Origin of the sequence: Streptomyces sp. NPDC002886, assembly GCF_042888445.1 — a bacterium.
In the GTDB taxonomy this organism is placed as follows: Bacteria; Actinomycetota; Actinomycetes; order Streptomycetales; family Streptomycetaceae; genus Streptomyces.
In genome coordinates this window covers 265,520-283,383 of the sequence record NZ_JBIAPV010000012.1, presented here as the reverse complement: position 1 = coordinate 283,383, position 17,864 = coordinate 265,520, and the positions used below count along the sequence as shown (strand labels likewise).

Sequence of the window (17,864 nt, the reverse complement as noted above, 5' to 3'; positions counted from 1 at the left end):
CCCCGCGGAGCGGGTACCTGAGCGCTGCGCGCTCAGGACCGAACGGCCTCGCTGCGCTCAGCCGGGGCCCTTCGGGCCCGGCTCTCCGCTTCGCTCCGAGCCATGGGCCGGCCCTTCGGGCCGGAGTCCTTCGCTTCGCTGCGGACTGGTTCTGGTTCCGCTGCGCTCCACCAGAACAGGCTCGCTGCGCGAGCACGGGAGGTGCCCCCGTTTCACGGGGTACAGGCCTTCGGCCTGTTGGGCGGGTCCGCTTCGCTCCCCCACCCAGGTCCTTCCGGCTCCGCCTCCAGGACCAGCCCGCTCCGCGGGCAGCTGGCTACAAGGCACCCCGGAGGTAGCTCGGCTCCGGGGTGCCTCAACGCCTCTTTCGGAACAAGCCCCAGGAAAACATGCCTACCAAAGTCACGAACAACACCACCACCAGCACTTTCCCCACCACTCCACCAGGCCACATCGCCACAGCCAACTCCATGCCACAACACCCCCCTCTGCCCAACGCCAGGAACATCCGCCGGAGTACCGTCTACCCCCGAAACGCCCACCCACTTACCCCACCAGCCTCAGCCACCTCAGGCCTGAACGGCCCCTCGGCCGGGGTCCTTCGCTACTGCAGACTGGCTCTGGCTCCGCTGCGCTCCACCAGAGCAGTCCGGCTTCGCCGGCCTCGGAGCTCCCGCACTACGTCCGGGAGGTGACCCCGTTTCACGGGGTACGGGCCTTTGCCTCGTTGAGTGTCCGCTTCGCTCCCACTCAGTCCTTCCGGCTCCGCCTCCAGGACCACAGCCCGCTCCGCGGGCAGCCGACCATAGAGAAGGGCTGGGGACGAAACGTCAGAAGAAGAGGCCGACTACTCCGACCAGTGCGATGAGGCAGCCGATCCCGATGACGGTCCGCCGACTCATATCCCTCAACGGGACACCCCCTGCAGCCATGCCCCAGGACTCCCCTTGATAGGAGTCCTTGTAGCGGGACCCCACCGTGGCGAAGAACAACCCGAACACTATGAGCACCACACTCACCACAACAGGCACCGAAGGCTCCTCTTTCGATGGGCCTCCCTACAACCTCTCCTCTGTGCTGTGCTGGGCTGTGCCAGACAGGATGTGCACCCTGATGCCCTGCCGCAGCATCAAAGAGAGGGTCTGCGGGAAGGTCAGGCTTCTTGCGGGTGGCCGCCGTCACCCTCGACCACCAGGCGGTCGCTCACGGACCCTCCATCGCGTTCAGCGATGGTGACGTCGACCCGGCCGTCACCGGTGGTGTCGAACTGGTAGAGGTCAGCCTTTCCGTCACCAGTCGTGTCGATCATCCACACGTCCGGCTTGCCATCACCATTCGCGTCAGCGCTCAGGACGACATGATGCTCGTCGCCCTGAGTCTCAATCACTTCTTCACCAGCACTCGTTGTTATGTCCATGACCGCCGGATGCCCCCACCTGAAAAGACGAAACAGGCATCAGCCCACCCTGCCCAAGCAGGATCACTCCCCTCCACCCATCCCAAGCAAAGGACCACCCGCACCTGGTTTCCCCGACCACTTTGCCGTCCTACACGAACAGCGGCCCCCACGCGGAGCGCGGGGGCCGCTGTTTCACGACATCCGGGCCTACGGCCCCGTTGGGGCGGGTCCGCTGCGCTCCCCACCCGGGTCCTGGCGGCTCCGCCTCCAGGACCAGCCCGGTCAGCTCCTGGACTGCTTGCTGCGCTGCATCCGATTAGCGCTAATAAGTGCAATCCAAACAAGGACGAAAACGACTCCCATCACGATGCTGCCCACACCCTTACCGCTGGCCACTCGCCACACCAGGACACCAACACTCAGGCAGAGCAGCGGCCAGTAAACCCAAGGCCCCCAACGATTACCGGGCTTGGTCCAAGACGACGAACCATACGAGCCTCCGCGCTGCTTCATACAAGCCGTCTGTCCCGAAACCACCCGAACGAACACGCCAGCCAACGCCTACCTGACCGCAAGGCTGAGACACCCCCACCCGCTCAACCGCCAAGTATCTATCCATCAGCGACTTCCCCAACTCCCCATCCACCACACGCTACGCGCCGAAAATCCCGCTTCGGGCCAGAGGTGCCGCGCTGCGCTGAAGCCTGGTTCTGGTTCCGCTGCGCTCCACCAGAAACGGTCCTGCTAGGCGGCTCCAGGGCCTCGCGCTCCGCACGGGAAATACCTCCGCTTCACGGAGTCTGGGCCTCATGCCCCCTGGGCCGGCTCCGCTCCCCAACCAGTCCTCCCGGCTCCGCCTCCAGAACCCCCGCCCGCGCCGCGGACTGCAGCAAGGACTACCCGCGCCTGGGCTCCCGGACCACCTTGCCGTCCTTCACGAACAGCCTCACCCGCTGCTCATTGAAGTCCATCGTCACCATGCTGCCTTCAGGCACCACATGGACAGCAATCTCCGGAAACTCCGCCCCGATCTGCTGGCGGGCCTCCTCCGCCGGCTTCCCCATCAGCTCCGGCCACACGCTCTTCGCCCCCATAAGCCCCTCCATGTTGATGATCGCTCCAGATCCCGCCTCGACGCCACCAGGTCTACCACTGGCCCCGCTCCGCCCGGGAGGTGACACCCTTTGACGGGGTACGGGCCTTCGCCTTCGCTCCCGTGCCACGATCTCGCTAGCTGACTCCCTGGGCGTTCAGACTGGCTGTCAGATACCGCATCGAAGTCGGGGCACACCCGACCAGCACCACAGCATCACCGTCGCGGCACTCGGCCACCTGCCAGCCGTACTGCACCAACCGGGAATCCGTACGGCCTCTCGACCGGACCCGAACCAGCTCCCACCGCGCTGCGGGAAGTGGGCTTCGGTGAAGGTCCCTGAACTCCGTCGGCGTGACATGAAGCGTGGAATCCGTGGCCCAGAGGAAAACCAACGCCTCATCCCGGCAGTACGGACGCTCACCAAGAACGCAGGCAACGAAACCCGCCTCCGCCCCCTCCCCGAAACTTCGATCCTTCCTCCTGGCCCTGCGCCTCTCATGACCCCGCGTCAGCAGGCCGCCAAAAACGAGCTCCAGCAAGAAACCCAGCACGTGCCACCCCCGTCGGCGCCTCGACCCTCCAGTCACAATCCAAACAGGTGCAACCAAAGACCACACTTCTCTCCGAGGAGGAGTACAGGACACAGTCCTCTACACGGACAGCCAGGAGGAGAGGTGGGCCGCCTCCCCCTGAAGACTCCCAGCGCTGTGGATGCTTCATTCTGCTATCCGGATAGACTCAGGAATACGGCCAAAGTAGCCTCGGCGATCAGCTCACGGTGGATGTCGTGGATCAGCACATCCGCGCAGTACTCAACCAACCCGCATAGTTCAGCCCCTGCCCACGGTTCGTGGACGGCGACGCGTGCGTCGTCCCCGACAGGTATACGGTGCCCGACGGGGCATAGCCCAGCTGCGCGGGCGGCTGCTGGCTTCGGGGTGGTGGTGGTCCGCGATTACCGGGCAGCTTGGTCGATGGCAGCCGACCCCACCCGCGGTGTGCGTCCCCGGGCACAGGCGCGCCCTGGGACGCGGTTCGGTCACACGAGGCGGTACTGGCTCCGCGTGGAGAGCTCGCCGTCCTTCATCCTGAACTTCGCCTGACCGGAGCTGCTGGTCTGAGTGCAGATGTAGGTGTCTTCCTTGTAGCTCTTGATCTCGAACCCGCTGACGAGGACGCACACGCCCTTGCCCGTGACGGCGGTCAGCTGGGCGAGGGTCTGGCGCTTCTTGGTCTCGTCGAACTTGGCCTTGGTCATCTTGCCGTTGGACGTGAGGCCATCCAGGCCCCGGTACGACTTCGTCCCGAGCCTGCCGTCGGTGATGATGAAGGAGCCCATGCTGTCGGGCTTGTCGCCCTCGCAGTCGTAGGTCTTGGAGACGTGCCCGTCCTCACGGTGGGTGAAGACCAGCTTGCAGGCGCCCTGCCCGCGGCGGTGTGCAGGGCGGTGATGCTGCCGCCGAGCTTGACCTTGGCGTACTCCGCCTTGGTCATGGCCTCGGCCGGGGCGGCCGCGACGGGCTGAATCATGAGCGCGCCCAGCGCGGCGGTCAGGACGGGGACGGGGACGGGGAGCAGGCGTATGCGGGACATGCGGAATCCTTTGCACAGGCGGACACGGGCGCCGAACCACTGCCACCACGGGCCTTCCCGCTTCCGAACGGCAGGCTCCGTAACTCAGCCGTCGGCACAGATCAGGACGATACGCGACCCGCACCAACGACTCCGCTCAACGGCAGAGCCGGCGAGCGCACTTGCTCGGCGCACCGTTCCCGCATCGCCGGCAGGAGTGGCGACAGCAACGCGACCGCCACCTCCTACACGCACGACGCCCATCACGGACACGCCTGCCTGACAGCCCGTCACCGCCGGTACCCGGGGAGGGGAGGGGTTAGAGAAGGAGGTCCGACGTGGTCTCGATGGTCTGGTTCAGGAACATGGTCTCGCCGGTCTGGAACGGGGCCTTCCAGTCGCCGGTGCTCTTGTACAGCCTCGGTGTCTGGGAAGTCGCGCCGAGGCCCATGAGGTCCGGGCGCCCGGCGCCGTCCGCGTCACCGGCGGCGATCAGCGGGCGGAACGCGTTCCAGCCGCCGCCGATCGCGTCACTTTGCGCAGCCACACGGCCAGCTCGTTCGCCTGCTCGGTCCGGCCCCGTAACGCGCCCAGCGGTCGCCCCATGGCTCCCCCGCATCCTGTTGTCCCCGGGAACAACCCGGGGATTGTTCCCGATCTTCTGCCCCCACCTGCAAGGACGCCCATACCCCGCAGCGGACAATCACACCATCGAAGACGGTGAGATCTCCACCCGATCAGACGATCACAGGAGGCCCGTCGTGACCACCCCCAACACCCCCCAGCCCCCGCGCCGTTCCTGGCCCTACGCGGTGGTCGCCATCACCGTCCTGGCCATCCAGCAGGGCTGGGATGCCCAGCAGGTCACCACCCTCGCCGTCAGCCTCCTCGTCCTCGTCGCCGTGATCACCTCGGCGGGACGCGGCAACGAGTAGCCCGGCCGGTCGTGTCCGCCGAGCAAGGCCACCGCACCGTCTCGCCGCCGGCCATCGGGCAGGCCGCAGTACCGGGGCGCGGGGCGGGGGCGGAGACTGTGCGGGTGGATCCCCAACGCCGCCCTCTGGGCACCGGCCCCCGCCAGAACCCCGCCCCGGACAGGAGCGCCGACCGTGGTCGCCTCGCGGTCGAACTCGCGGACCCCGACCCGGCGGTGGGCTCCGGCGGGGCACGGGCGCCGCAGGATGCCCTGGGGCCACGTCGGCGGGTGCTCGGTTCTGGCGGCGCCGCCAGAGCTTAGGAGGTCCAGGGCTTCCGTGCTGTGTCACTGCTCCGCTTCGAGCCGGGGCGTACGGATTCCGTAGACCGCCTGCCGGCTCGTCGAAGCCGAGCGCCAGGACTGGCGCCGGGGGACGATGCCGCCTTCCGGAGGCCGCCAGGGGCCTCTCGCCTACCGGTTGGGAACGTGGAGGGCCGGTCCATCGTGGCCTTCCTCCGCCCTTTCCAGAGCACTGATTGCCCGACGACGCCAACGCGTGCCGACCGCAACCGCAATCACCCCGCCCAGCAGGCCGACCAGTGGGAGGCCCCAGACTGCGGCCACGAACAGGGTCCCCAGTGATTCCATGACGCCCCCTCTCGAAACGAGCCTACGCGGCGGGGCTACGCCCCTTCTGACGCAGGCCTGCCGTGTCATCACCTACCGGCGCGTGCTGAGGATCGGGAGCGCCGTTCCTTGCCTTGATCACCAGCCCCGGAACCCTCACGCGATCTGCGGCCCGGGCCGCCGCTCCGCTGCCCGGGGCCTGGCGCTGTCAGCTCAGAGGGCGCCTGGTCCTCCGAAGGAACGTGGATCAGGGCATAGAGGCTGACAACGGCGTCGAAGCTCCCCTGGGGGAGCTCCGAAGTCGCGGCGTCAGCCCGGGTGAAGCCGGCGCCCGGCACGAGCTCCCGGGCCCTGCGGACCTGGACCTCGCTGGTCGCTGGTCGAGCGGGCGGCCGGTGAGGGCTACGGGGCCGTATGCCGGTCCAGGAGTCTGACTGCCATGTCGTGGTTGTAGAAGATCGCCAACTCTCGCGGAGTCTCACCGTCGGGTGTCGCGGTGGGGTCGGCTCCATAGGCCAGGAGGATCGCGGTGAGCACCGAGTCGAGCGGTCCCCCGGACTGGAGTGCCCCATCCCCCTCCACGTCGATCGCGTGGAGCAAGAGCGTCATCCCGCAGCAGACCTCTTCGGGGTCCACGCCCGCGTCAAGGAGGCGGGTCAGCTCGGCGTGGTCGCCCGACTCCACCGCCTGATGCGCGGGAGTCCACGGGTTCTCGGGAAACTCGGTCATCACAGATCTCCACACAGCATGGCCGGATCATGTCACTCTCGGCGGGCGGCCTCGTCGGCGGCCTGTCGGCCGTCACGGTGACTCCCGAGCTGAGGGGCTGGGGAGACGGTGTGGTGAAGCGCCTCTGAAGATCGGTCAGGAATCGAGAAGCCCCAACTGGACCGTCGCACCTAGCGTGTTGGCCATGGGGGCGAGGTGGAAGCCGGCGCGGTGGCGGGTCGGCTGCCCGGGCTTCGTCGGGCATGCGCTGCCGGAAGGGGCTACGCGGCCACCGGGGCCGGTCCGTCTGGGGAACCGGCGACGGATCGTGCTCGTGCGGTGGGTCGAGCTCACAGCGCGCCGGTGACCCGTGCGATCTCCCAGCCGCGGAATTCGGGACGCAGTTCAAGGGCGCGTCGGCAGACGGCGTACGTGCGACTGACGGCCTGCTCCAGATCCGGCGCGCGGCAGAAGAAGATGCCCCGGGCGCCGGCCCGCGACGTATGGATGCGAATGTGCTCCACCCCGTCCTGGGGCAGGCACGCGGACCGCAGCGCGTCCAGAGAGGCGTGCTCAAGTGCCTGGGGTGCCATGGGGGGTTTTGTCAGGAGGAACTCGACTAGATACACACCGCGAACTATGCAGAGGTCCGCAGCGTGCACGTCGGATTTTCGCGCGACACATTCATGCCTTGGCGCAAACATGTCAGGAGGGGTGGGGCACATGGGGAGAGCGGGGAATTTGGCAGTGTTAGGACCGCTGGGGCTCGATGAGGACACGGAAGCGATCTACCGGTTCATCCTGGAAAATCCTTCCATGGGGATCGATCGCATGGGCGAGGCCCTGGGGCGGGAGCGGTCCGCCGTGAACGCGGCGCTCGACCGGCTGGCAGACCTCGCTCTGCTGCGGCCTTCGCTGAACGATCCGAACCATCTGCGCGCGGTGCCGCCGGAATTGGCGCTGGAAGCCCTGCTCGCCCGCCATCAGGCCGAACTCGCGCGCAAGCAGCAGGAGATCGAGCAGAGCCGGGTGGCCGTCGCGGGGCTGCTCGCCGATTACTCGGTCCTGCGCGTCGGACAGCCTTCCGGAGGGGTCGAGCGGCTGGTCGGCCTGGAAGCCATCCGCACCCGGCTGGAAGAGCTCGCCTATCGGGCCCGGCGCGAGGCCCTGGCCTTCGCGCCGGGCGGACCCCAGCCCGCCGCGAACCGGGAGGCGGCCAAGCCACTGGCGGCAGCGACCCTGAAGCGGGGCATCGGGCTCAGGACCGTGTACCTGGACAGCGTGGTCAACGACCCGGGGAGCCGTGAGCACGCGCAGTGGCTGGTCGCCTCGGGCGCGGAGATCCGCACGGCGCCCTCGCTGCCGATGCGCATGCACATCATCGACCGGGAGGTGGTCCTGGTCCCGCTCGATCCGCGGGATTCCTCGGCGGGCGCGGTCGTGATCCACGAGGCCGGGGCCCTGGCCGGGTTCTGCGCGCTGTTCGACCAGGTGTGGGCGGCCGCGACCCCGTTCGGCGAGGCGCCGGCCCGTGGCGGCCCCGAGATGACCCCGCAGGAGACCACCTTGCTGAAGCTACTCGCGGACGGCATGACCGACGAGGCCGCGGCCCGGAAGCTGGGCGTCTCGCTCCGCACCGAGCGGCGCATGATCACCGATCTGTCGAACAGGCTGGGAGCCGGCAGCCGCTTCCAGCTCGGCCGGCGCGCCGCGGAGCTGGGACTGCTCTGAGCGCCACCACCCCCGGGTCGCAGGACGCCTGACACGAAAGTGTCAGGCGTCTTTCGTGCCAGCCGAATTCTCTGGTCGTGGCCTTCCATCGAGGACAAGATATTCATCAGCGGGCCGGAGCGGCCGTGCAGACGGAACAATCCAGGGGTGGGAAAGAAATGAACGCCATGAAGTCTTTGATCGTCGTTTCTTCCAGTGCGCTGTCCCTGATGGCATTCGGCGCCGTAGGCGCGGAGTCCGTCGAGGGAGAACCCTCCGCCACCGCATCCCCGGTGGGCGCACCGTTCGCGGCCGGCGACGGAATCACCGCGGGCAACGACTGGGGCTGGAGCTGACAACCCGGGTTCCCCGGCCATGACGTGACCACGCATCGCGCACGTCACTCACCACTCACCGTCCGCTCGCAGCCCTCGTAGCGGCTCTTCGAACCCGCCGCTGCGGCTGAGACCGCTCGATGCGGTCCGTTCGGTATCCCGGTAGGAGGACTGACCGCCGGCCGCGCAGCCGCTTTCTCCACGGATCTCTCCGCGGGATTCTCCGCATATTTCTCCGCGCGTCTCCTTGCGAGTTCCTTTGCGGCCCCTCTATGCCTTCTGACCGCATGGGCAATTCCTGGGCCGCTTCTCGCGACATTCACTTCCTCATCGAATTCAGGGGTGGCTTCACCATGTCTTCTTCTCCCTCTTCTTCCTCTTCTCCGTCCTGGTTCTCCCGCACCTTCCGCGGCAAGGGCAAGCTCACGGGTCTGGCCCTGGCCGCGGCCGTCGCCGCGCCCCTCCTGACGGTGGCGGGGGCCACGTCGGCGTCCGCCACCGCACCCACGGTCGCCTCGATCGCCCTGAGCCAGGTGGGCAACAACTGCTCGCCGTACTACGGGTGCACCTACCCGAGCGCCTGGTGCGCCGACTTCGCCCGCTGGGTGTGGGGTCGGGCCGGCGCCGAGGGCACTGGCACGCTCACGGCCGCCGCCATCAGCTTCAACACGTACGGCAGCCAGAACGGCACCTTCCACTCGACTCCCGAGGTCGGTGACGCCGTTCTGTACGACTCGGACGGCAGCCTCGGCGACGGCGAGGCCCAGCACGTCAACCTGGTCGTCGCGGTCTCCGCCGACGGCCGCAGGATCAAGACGGTGGGCGGCAACGAGAGCGGCGGCGTCCGGAACCACGACTGGTTCGACTGGCGTACGAACAGCAGCCCGGTCGGCGCCGGCAGGGCGCTCCGGTTCATCGGACCGAAGGGCATCGCCAACAGCCCCACTCCCGTTGAGGAAGCGGCTCCGGTGTCGGCGGTCGGGGACCTGACCGGTGACGGGAAGCCCGACGTGCTGGCCCGCTCCGGGACGGGCGACGGGACCCTGTGGATCTATCCGGGCCTGGGCAACGGCCACCTCGGCGCACGCGTCGACAACGGCGGCTGGTCGTCGATGGAGCGCGTCAGCGGCGTCGGCGACGTCACCGGCGACGGGAAGGCCGACGTGACCGCGGTGGAGAAGTCGACCGGCAAGCTGTGGGTCTACCCCGGCCAGTCCAACGGCCACCTCGGCGCCCGCGTCGACAACGGCGGCGGCTGGGGCGACATCCGCATCTCCGGCAGCCGTGACCTGAACGGCGACGGCCGGGGCGACCTGCTGGCCGTCGAGGAGGAGACCGGGAAGCTCTGGGTCTACCCGGGCCAGACGAACGGCCACTTCGGTACCCGCATCGATGCCGGCTCGAACTGGGACTCGATGAGCACGGTCGGCGGGGCCGGTGACCTGAACGGTGACGGCAAGGGCGACGTGGTCGCCGTGGAGGAAGCCAGCGGCAAGCTCTTCGTCTACCCGGGCCTCGGCAACGGCCGGCTCGGATCGCGCGTCGAGGCCGGTTCGGGCTGGGGCGTGATGTCCAGCGTGAGCGGCGCCGGCGACTACACCGGTGACGGCAAGGCCGACATCGTCGCCCGCGAGAACGACGGGCACCTGTGGATCTACCCGGGCCTGGGCAACGGCCAGTTCGGCGCCCGCGTCGACAACGGCGGCGGCTGGAACTTCACCGGCTGAGCACATCTCCGGGGCCCGGCCGCACGCCGGCCGGGCCCCGGAGAACGGGCCCCTTCCGAACGGGCCCCTTCCGCGACCGGCACGCGGCCTCCACGGCTCGCCGGTACCGCCCCGCGCCGCCCATCGAGCGTGCACAACCGTCCTAGGAGATCAGCACGATGACAGCACGACAGCTCCGTCCGCGATCCGCCGTCACCCTCATGGCCGCGGCCCTGAGCGTCCTCACCACCGCGACCGTCCTCAGCGGCGCGATCAACGCCCCCACCGCTTCCGCCGCTTCCGTCGCCACGTGGGACAAGATGGCCGACTGCGAGGCGAGCGGGGACTGGAGCTACTACCGGGAAGGGCACGCCTACACCGGAGGGCTCCAGTTCGACGACGCCACCTGGCGGGCCTACGGCGGCGCCCAGTACGCGCCCCGCGCCTACCAGGCGACGAAGATGCAGCAGATACTCATCGCGGAGAAGGTGCTCGACGGCCCGCAGGGCGAGGGGGCCTGGCCCACCTGTTCCAAGGTGCACCACCCCGCCGCCGACCCGGCGGATCCCTACCCCGACGCCCCGGAAGCGGGCCCCGTCTCCGCGGTCGGCGACCTGACCGGCGACGGCCGCCCCGATCTCCTGGCCCGGGCGGCCTCGGGCAGCGGCACCCTGTGGGTCTACCCGGGTGCCGGCGCGGGCCGCTTCGGCACCCGCGTCGACAACGGCGCCTGGTCCGTCATGGCGCAGGTCACCGGCGTCGGAGACGTGACCGGCGACGGCAAGGCCGACGTGGCGGCCGTCGAGGGCGCCACCGGCAAGCTGTGGATCTACGCCGGCCAGTCCAACGGCCACCTCGGCGCCCGCGTCGACAACGGCGGCGGCTGGGGCGACATCCGCGTCACCGGCAGCCGTGACCTGACGGGCGACGGCCAGGGCGACCTGCTGGCCCTGGAGAAGTCCACCGGAAAGCTCTGGGTCTACCCGGGCCAGACGAACGGCCACTTCGGCGCCCGCATCGAGGCCGGTACGAACTGGGACGTGATGAGCGCCGTCGGCGGGGCCGGCGACCTCACCGGCGACGGCAAGGGCGACGTGGTCGCGGTCGAGGCCGGCTCGGGGAAGCTGTTCACCTACCCGGGCCTGGGCAACGGGCGGCTGGGGGCCCGTATCGAGGCCGGTACGGGCTGGGGCGTGATGTCCGGCGTGAGCGGCGCCGGCGACTACACGGGTGACGGCAAGGCCGACATCGTGGCCCGCGAGAAGGACGGGCACCTGTGGGTCTACCCGGGCCTGGGCAACGGCCAGTTCGGTACCCGCGTCGACAACGGCGGCGGCTGGAACTTCACCCCGTGAGCACCCACCCGCCCACGACCAGGGCCCCATCGACCCCGACCCCGACCCCGATCCCGCCCCCGATCCCGATCCCGCCGATGGCCTCGACGATGGCGCCGCGCCGGGCCCGTTCCCCCCGGCGCACCCGGTCCACGGCCCTCGCGGCCCTCGGCACCCTCCTGTGCGCCGTCGCCGGCGTCCTGACCGCCTTCCCGGCGGCCGCGGCCATCCCCCCCGTCGCCGACGCCTCGATCGCCACCCCCAACGCGATCACCAGAACCGCCACCACGGGGATGGGCCTCAAGGACCTCAGCCGCACCGACGAATCCAGGGTGGACGCCTACTCCGCCACCCACCCCGGCGTCACCCGCGCGACCCTCGCCGACGTACTCACCGACACGGCGAACACCACCCCCGCCCGGCCGCTGTGCCACACCACCCACATCGACGGAGCCCAGGGCTTCTGCTGGTCGGAGACGGACGACGCCACCGCGCAGTGGTATCCGCAAGGGGTCACGCACGGCACCGTGGGAAGCCGCAAGGCAGTCCTGACCAGCTGGTACGGGCCGGGCGGCGCCGAGCGGATCAGCGTCGCCGACACCACGGACCCGTCCGCCGTGCGCTACCGGAACGTGCAGCTCGTCGCCCTCACCTCGGACGGCAGCGGTTACACCCCGATCCTCGACGGCCACGCCAACGGAGTCGTCTGGGCCGGCACCCGCCTCTACGTCGCCAGCATCGGCAGTTCGCTGGACGTCTTCGGCACCACCCGGATCTGGCGCACGGACGCCGGCACGTACGTGCTCCCCCGGGTCGGCAGTTACGCGTACACGGGGACCGGAACCGGCTGCGGCACCTACGCGCCCGCTTCGCTGCCGCAGCGTCCCTGCGTCTCCGCGCTCTCGCTCGACCTGTCGGGGTCCGATCCGGCCCTGGTCACCGCGGAGATGGACCCCGGGAACGTGGGCGACCGCTTCGACCGGTCCGCGTCACCCGTCGTGCGCTGGCCCATCGACCCCACGACCGGGGTGCTGAAAGCCACCGCCGGCGTCGTCCAGGCACGGAACGCCTACCGGTCACCCATCGGGGGTGTCCAGGGCGTGGCCATGAACAACGGCCGGTTCGTCCTCTCGGCGCCCTGCCCCGAATACGTCGACGGCGGCGCCACGCATCTTCCGAGCTGCCTCTACCAGGGCGTGCCGGACGAACCGGTGTGGCTGATGACGCGCACCGGGATCTACACCCAGAACCTCTCCTACCGGCCCGATACCGGCGAGCTGTGGATGGTCAACGAGCGTCCGGGAGACCGCATGGCCTACCGCACCACCTGGCCGGCCGGCCCCACGCTCGCCGGCATGATCCACCTCACCGCCGCGGACTTCACCGGGGAGGGCCGGGCGGACGTCGTCGGCGTCGAGGCGGCCACGGGCAAACTGTGGCTCTATCCGGGCAACGGCGACGGCTCCCTCGGCGCGCGCACGCAGATCGGCGTCGGCTGGGGCGGCATGGCCAAGCTCGCCGCGGGCGATCTCACGGGCGACGGCAAGGCCGACCTGATCGCCGTGGAGAAGGCGACCGCCACGCTCCAGCTGTACCCGGGCAACGGCCAGGGCACCCTGGGCGCGCGGACGCAGATCGGCACCGACTGGGGAGGCAAGCGGGACCTGACCGTGATCGACGTGGACCGCAACGGCAGGCCCGACCTGCTGGCGATCACCGCGGAGGGTGCCCTGATGGCCCATCCCGGCAACGGGAACGGGACTCTGGCCCCTCCGTCCCCGATCGGATCCGGCTGGGACACCATGAACGAACTCGCCGCCCCCGGTGACCTGACCGGCGACGGCAGGGCCGACCTCGTGGCCGTCGACCGCCAGGGCGTGCTGTGGGCCTACCCCGCCAACGGCACCGGCGGCTTGGGCGACCGCACCCAGATCGGCAGCAACTGGCAGGTCATGCGCCAACTCGCCGGCGCCGACTTCAACGCCGACGGCAAGGGCGACATCATCACGGTCCAGGCCCCCGCCACCACGGGCGGCGCCCTCTACTTCTATCCGGGAACGGCCGTGAACACCCTGGGCCCGCGCATCCAGATCGGCTCGAACTGGTAGCGGGGAGAGCATCGGACCCGGGTCCTTGGTCGGGGCCCGGGTTCGACGCGTGCGTCCTGCGGTGCTCGGCACCGGTTCCGGACGCTCGGGTACGGGGAAGCCAGGGGGCTCGGGGCGTCTTCGTCCGCGCGCGGAAGCCCCATGAAGTGCCGGGTGGTCTGCGGGGCTCCGCACGTTCACGAGGGTGCGGGTCGCGACCACGAGCTGCCGGGAGCGGTCGAGGGCAATGGACGTGATCATCCGGCTCGGCTCGGCCGTCGGCGCTACAGGTCCGCTCGGGGCGCGGACGGGAACGCGTAGCGAACGAGTCGGACGCGCGGAGGAATCCGGCCGGGTACGCGGGGCGGGCGGGTGCGTCAGACGGTGGCCGGGCACCGGGTGCCGGTGACCACCGGGCGGACCCGGGTCAGCATCAGGTCCAGGAACCGCTGCGGGTCGCGGTAGCAGGCGAAGTGGCTGGAGTTCCCGATGAGCTCGAATTCCTTGACGGGGGCCTGCACGTCGTCGAAGAACCGTCGGGCGCGCTCCGCCGGGGTGATGACGTCGCGGTCGCCCTGGAAGATGAAGAACGGCAGGTCGAAGCGGGTTCCGTCGGCCCAGTCGTCGGACAGGGCCACCTCGGAGAGGATCTGCTCGGAGAATTTCATGGCCTTGGCGAACGCCCCCAACTCGCGCAGGGTGTGCAGGGGGGAGAGCCACAGCGAACCCATCACGACACGCTTCATGGTGTCGGCCGTCAGCGGGTCCGACGTGGCCGACATCTTGCTGTAGGCGGCCCGCTGGTGGACGCTCCACCTACGCGTGTCGGAGCCCATCCGCTCGAGGGCTGCGAGCTTCCTGCGCGCACCGCCCTTGGCGCGCAGTCGTGCCCGCAGGGCCTCGTAACCCGAGGTGTCGCGGCCCGCATCCTGGATGTTCTGATCAGTGCCGACGTAGGCGGAGTACCACTGGGGGTACTCGCGGGCGAGGCGCAGCCCGAAGACACTACCGAAGGACTGACCGAGGAGGACGACCTTGTCGACACCGAGCCGCTCGCGGACGTACCGGGTGACCTCGACGGCGTCCTCGTACATCCGGGCCGCGCTCATCTCGCCCTGGCCCTCGGGGCCCGAGCGGCCGAAGGTCTTGCCGGCGCCGCGCATGTCCCAGCGGACCAGGGTGAAGTGCTTCTCCCAGGACCGGGTGCGCGGTCCGAAGATCGAGTTGGAGGAGCCGGGGCCGCCGTGGAGCTCCAGCACGACCGGGTTGGCCAGGTCCTCGCCGCGGAGGGAGATCCACTGCTCGAGCCCGCCGATCCGCACGAAGCCCTGCTCGTCGATGCCGTTCGGGGTATCGATGCGCAGCAGCCGGGCGCCTTGGGCACGCCGCAGTGCACGGTGTCCCAGCAGCCCGGCCGCGGGTGCGGCAAGAAGGGCGGCGGACGTGGCAAGCATGGTGTCGAGCATGGCGGACCCCACTTACTGTTTATGGCCTAAGCGATTACGTTTAGGTTATATACGGTTTCCAGGGGCCGTCAACCCGGCAGGTCCGAAACGAATCTGAGGAGCAGGGCTGTATGAGCAGAGGCAGGGACGAGAAGCGTGATGCGGCCGTCAGCCTGGCCCTCCTGTGGAGCGAGGCAGGGCAGCCCCGACGGGGCCCGAAGCCGTCGCTGAGTGTGGAGCGCATCGTCCGCACGGCGCTCGACATCGCCGACAAGGAGGGACTGGAGGCGCTCTCGATGCAGAGCGTCGCGGCGCAGCTCAATGTCACGACCATGGCGCTCTACCGGTACGTACCGGGGAAGGCGGAGCTGGTCGACCTGATGGTCGACGCCGCCATCGGGCCGGCGCCCGAGGTCACCGACGTACAGGGTGGGTGGCGCCCACAGCTGACCGAATGGGCCCGGCAGTGCTGGGCGCTCTACCAGCGCCGGACGTGGATCGTCACCGCCACCGCGATGCGCCGCCAGCTGATGGGGCCCAACCAGCTGGCCTGGCTCGACTCGGCGCTGGCCGTGCTGTCACAGACCGGGCTGTCGTTCGCGCAGCAGCACGACGTCTTCCTGCTGGTCATCGGGCACGTCCGCAACCTGACCCAGCAGCGCATCGACCAGGACGACGACGGGGACCTGGAGTGGAACCGGCTCACCGCGGACGTACTGGAGCGCCACGGCCACCGGTTCCCGGCGCTGACGGCCGCCATCGCCGCCGTCGGCCCCGAGGCGTTCGCCCCTCAGGACGACGACCCGCTCGACTTCGGGCTGAACCGGATCCTGGACGGGGTCGCCGTACTGATCGACCGGTCCTGAAAAACACCGCGCCGCCCGGGGCCATGGGCCTGCCGGGCGGCGTGAAGGGGTGCCTCGGGGAGCATGGGCCTACGAAGCCCAGGCTCCCGGGGCGATGAAGGACGGCTGGCGGCGCAGGGGCAGCTTGTGCACCCGGGCCTCGCCCTCCGTGGCCTGCGCTTCGTTGAGCAGGCGGATTCGGGCCGTGAGCAGGACGGCCAGGGACGCGACCTCCTCCGCGGTCGGGTTGCCCTTCGTGATCCGGATGGCGGCCAGCGCCAGGGCGGTCCGGTCGTCGGCCGTCACAGCGGGACGTTCCCGTGCTTGCGGCTCGGCAGCTGCGCGTGCTTGGTGCGCAGCATGTCGAGGGTGGAGATGAGCCGGGAGCGGGTCTCGGCCGGGTCGATGACGTCGTCGACGAGGCCGCGTTCGGCCGCGTAGTACGGGTGCATCAGCTCGGTCTGGTACTCCTTGATCTTCTGTGCGCGCGTCGCCTCGGGGTCGTCGGAGGCGTTGATCTCGCGGCGGAAGATGACGTTGGCCGCGCCCTCCGCGCCCATGACCGCGATCTCGTTCGAGGGCCACGCCAGGGCGACGTCCGCGCCGATGGAGCGGGAGTCCATGACGATGTAGGCACCGCCGTAGGCCTTGCGCAGGATCAGCGAGATCCGCGGGACCGTGGCGTTGCAGTACGCGTACAGGAGCTTCGCGCCGTGCCGGATGATGCCGTTGTGCTCCTGGTCGACGCCGGGCAGGAAGCCGGGCACATCGATCAGGGTGACCAGCGGGATGCTGAACGAGTCGCAGAACTGCACGAAGCGGGCGGCCTTCTCGGACGCCTGGATGTCGAGGACACCCGCGAGGTAGGCCGGCTGGTTGGCTACGACGCCGACGACGTGGCCGCCGAGGCGGGTCAGGGCGCAGACGACGTTCTGGGCCCACTGGGCGTGGACCTCGAAGTAGTCCCCGTGGTCGGCGATCTCCTCGATGAGGTCGCGGATGTCGTAGCCGTGCGTGGGCTTGGCCGGGACCAGGTCGAGCAGGCTCTCGCAGCGCCGGTCCACCGGGTCCTCGAGGTCTCCGGCGGGGGCGAGTTCGCGGTTGTTGGAGGGCAGCAGGGACAGCAGGTGGCGGACGTCCTCGAGGCAGCTCTGCTCGTCGTCGTACGCGAAGGCGGCCACGCCCGAGGCGCCGGCGTGGCTGTCGGCGCCGCCGAGGTGCTCCATCGTGACGGCTTCACCGGTGACGGCCTGGACGACGTCGGGGCCGGTGATGAACATCTGCGAGGTGCCGCGGACCATGAAGACGAAGTCGGTGAGGGCGGGCGAGTACGCGGCGCCGCCCGCACAGGGGCCGAGGATGACCGAGATCTGCGGAATGACCCCGGAGTTGCGGACGTTGCGCTGGAAGATGCCGCCGTAGCCGGCGAGCGCGGTGACGCCTTCCTGGATACGGGCGCCCGCGCCGTCGCACAGTCCCACGACGGGTGCCCCGGCCGCCTCGGCCAGGTCCATCACCTTGTGGATCTTCTCGGCGTGGGCCTCGCCCAGCGCGCCGCCGAAGATGCGGAAGTCGTGGGCGTACGCGAAGACGGTGCGGCCGTGGACCTTGCCCCAGCCCGTGACGACTCCGTCCGTGTAGGGCTTCTTGTCCTCCAGGCCGAAGCCGGTGGCGCGGTGCCGGCGGAGCTGCTCGACTTCGTTGAACGTGCCTTCGTCGAACAGGAGCTCGATGCGCTCGCGGGCGGTCAGCTTGCCCTTGGCGTGCTGGGCGGCGGTGGCGCGGTCACTGGGGCCGGCCTCGGCCAGCGCGCGGACGGCGTGCAGTTCCGCGGTGCGCTCGCGCAGGGACGCGAAGTGGAAGACGTCCTCGTGGTGACGGGGGGAAGGCGGAGGAGTGAGCCCGATGTCCGGTGCGTGCACGCTCTCCAGTGGTCTTTCCTCGACGATGCTCATACGGGCCCTTTCGACACAGAGGCACCGGGTCCGGCCGGTGTCGCGTCGTCCAGCATTGACGCATGCGCTACAGCCCTACTCGAATCGCGCACGGGGATCCCTACGGAACCGCTCGCGCCGCGGGGCGGA

17 protein-coding genes are annotated in these 17,864 nt (G+C 69.7%); 7 read left to right on the top strand and 10 right to left on the bottom strand.

The genetic code is table 11. From position 1 onward, the window contains the following. Positions 1-1,153 precede the first annotated feature (1,153 nt). From ACFYYB_RS36610 to ACFYYB_RS36595, 4 genes are all read right to left on the bottom strand, one after another. Positions 1,154-1,417 (bottom strand): hypothetical protein, encoded by a 264-nt coding sequence (locus ACFYYB_RS36610; RefSeq protein WP_389441815.1) that lies wholly within the window; start codon positions 1,415-1,417, stop codon positions 1,154-1,156. An 878-nt stretch (positions 1,418-2,295) separates the two neighbouring features. Further along, the gene (locus ACFYYB_RS36605; protein ID WP_389441812.1) at positions 2,296-2,493 is read right to left on the bottom strand and encodes a serine protease inhibitor; all 198 of its coding nucleotides are present in this window, start codon (positions 2,491-2,493) and stop codon (positions 2,296-2,298) included. A gap of 1,041 nt (positions 2,494-3,534) precedes the next feature. Then, a complete protein-coding gene (locus tag ACFYYB_RS36600) occupies positions 3,535-3,834 on the bottom strand; it encodes a hypothetical protein (RefSeq protein ID WP_389441809.1) in 300 nt (99 codons plus the stop codon). A 552-nt stretch (positions 3,835-4,386) separates the two neighbouring features. After that, positions 4,387-4,614 carry a hypothetical protein gene (locus ACFYYB_RS36595; RefSeq protein WP_389441807.1) on the bottom strand — a complete coding sequence of 76 codons (228 nt, stop codon included), beginning with the start codon at positions 4,612-4,614 and terminating at the stop codon, positions 4,387-4,389. A gap of 214 nt (positions 4,615-4,828) precedes the next feature. Here ACFYYB_RS36595 and ACFYYB_RS36590 point away from each other — a divergent pair, with 214 nt between their 5' ends. After that, positions 4,829-5,002, top strand: coding sequence for a hypothetical protein (locus ACFYYB_RS36590; protein ID WP_389441804.1), 174 nt, complete (start codon positions 4,829-4,831; stop codon positions 5,000-5,002). Positions 5,003-5,699: 697 nt separating this feature from the next. On the opposite strand, the gene ACFYYB_RS36585 is transcribed toward ACFYYB_RS36590, so the two are convergent. From ACFYYB_RS36585 to ACFYYB_RS36575, 3 genes are all read right to left on the bottom strand, one after another. Continuing rightward, positions 5,700-6,122: a class I SAM-dependent methyltransferase gene (locus ACFYYB_RS36585; protein ID WP_389441802.1), complete on the bottom strand. Its 423-nt coding sequence runs from the start codon at positions 6,120-6,122 to the stop codon at positions 5,700-5,702. Beyond that, positions 6,013-6,339 (bottom strand): ankyrin repeat domain-containing protein, encoded by a 327-nt coding sequence (locus ACFYYB_RS36580; RefSeq protein WP_389441799.1) that lies wholly within the window; start codon positions 6,337-6,339, stop codon positions 6,013-6,015. The genes ACFYYB_RS36585 and ACFYYB_RS36580 overlap by 110 nt, the downstream gene beginning before the upstream one ends. Positions 6,340-6,668: 329 nt before the next feature. Next, positions 6,669-6,911, bottom strand: coding sequence for a hypothetical protein (locus ACFYYB_RS36575; RefSeq protein ID WP_389441796.1), 243 nt, complete (start codon positions 6,909-6,911; stop codon positions 6,669-6,671). A gap of 223 nt (positions 6,912-7,134) precedes the next feature. Here ACFYYB_RS36575 and ACFYYB_RS36570 point away from each other — a divergent pair, with 223 nt between their 5' ends. From ACFYYB_RS36570 to ACFYYB_RS36550, 5 genes are all read left to right on the top strand, one after another. Then, positions 7,135-8,049 carry a helix-turn-helix transcriptional regulator gene (locus ACFYYB_RS36570; RefSeq protein ID WP_389441790.1) on the top strand — a complete coding sequence of 305 codons (915 nt, stop codon included), beginning with the start codon at positions 7,135-7,137 and terminating at the stop codon, positions 8,047-8,049. Between the two features lie 167 nt (positions 8,050-8,216). Further along, positions 8,217-8,384 (top strand): hypothetical protein, encoded by a 168-nt coding sequence (locus ACFYYB_RS36565; RefSeq protein WP_389441788.1) that lies wholly within the window; start codon positions 8,217-8,219, stop codon positions 8,382-8,384. A gap of 332 nt (positions 8,385-8,716) precedes the next feature. Then, the gene (locus ACFYYB_RS36560) at positions 8,717-10,090 is read left to right on the top strand and encodes an FG-GAP repeat domain-containing protein (RefSeq protein ID WP_389441786.1); all 1,374 of its coding nucleotides are present in this window, start codon (positions 8,717-8,719) and stop codon (positions 10,088-10,090) included. Positions 10,091-10,248: 158 nt separating this feature from the next. Continuing rightward, entirely contained in the window at positions 10,249-11,424 is a 1,176-nt protein-coding gene (locus ACFYYB_RS36555; RefSeq protein ID WP_389441784.1) for an FG-GAP-like repeat-containing protein, read from the top strand. Further along, a complete protein-coding gene (locus ACFYYB_RS36550) occupies positions 11,421-13,511 on the top strand; it encodes an FG-GAP repeat domain-containing protein (protein WP_389441782.1) in 2,091 nt (696 codons plus the stop codon). Before ACFYYB_RS36555 ends, ACFYYB_RS36550 begins: the two co-directional genes overlap by 4 nt. A 356-nt stretch (positions 13,512-13,867) precedes the next feature. On the opposite strand, the gene ACFYYB_RS36545 is transcribed toward ACFYYB_RS36550, so the two are convergent. After that, positions 13,868-14,944 (bottom strand): alpha/beta fold hydrolase, encoded by a 1,077-nt coding sequence (locus ACFYYB_RS36545; protein WP_389441779.1) that lies wholly within the window; start codon positions 14,942-14,944, stop codon positions 13,868-13,870. Between the two features lie 122 nt (positions 14,945-15,066). Here ACFYYB_RS36545 and ACFYYB_RS36540 point away from each other — a divergent pair, with 122 nt between their 5' ends. Further along, on the top strand, positions 15,067-15,801 hold the full coding sequence (locus tag ACFYYB_RS36540) for a TetR/AcrR family transcriptional regulator (RefSeq protein ID WP_389441776.1): 735 nt from the start codon (positions 15,067-15,069) through the stop codon (positions 15,799-15,801). Between the two features lie 69 nt (positions 15,802-15,870). Here the strand turns inward: ACFYYB_RS36540 and ACFYYB_RS36535 are convergent, their stop codons facing one another. Then, positions 15,871-16,086, bottom strand: coding sequence for an acyl-CoA carboxylase subunit epsilon (locus ACFYYB_RS36535; protein ID WP_389441773.1), 216 nt, complete (start codon positions 16,084-16,086; stop codon positions 15,871-15,873). After that, on the bottom strand, positions 16,083-17,735 hold the full coding sequence (locus ACFYYB_RS36530; protein WP_389441770.1) for an acyl-CoA carboxylase subunit beta: 1,653 nt from the start codon (positions 17,733-17,735) through the stop codon (positions 16,083-16,085). Before ACFYYB_RS36530 ends, ACFYYB_RS36535 begins: the two co-directional genes overlap by 4 nt. Positions 17,736-17,864 lie beyond the last annotated feature (129 nt).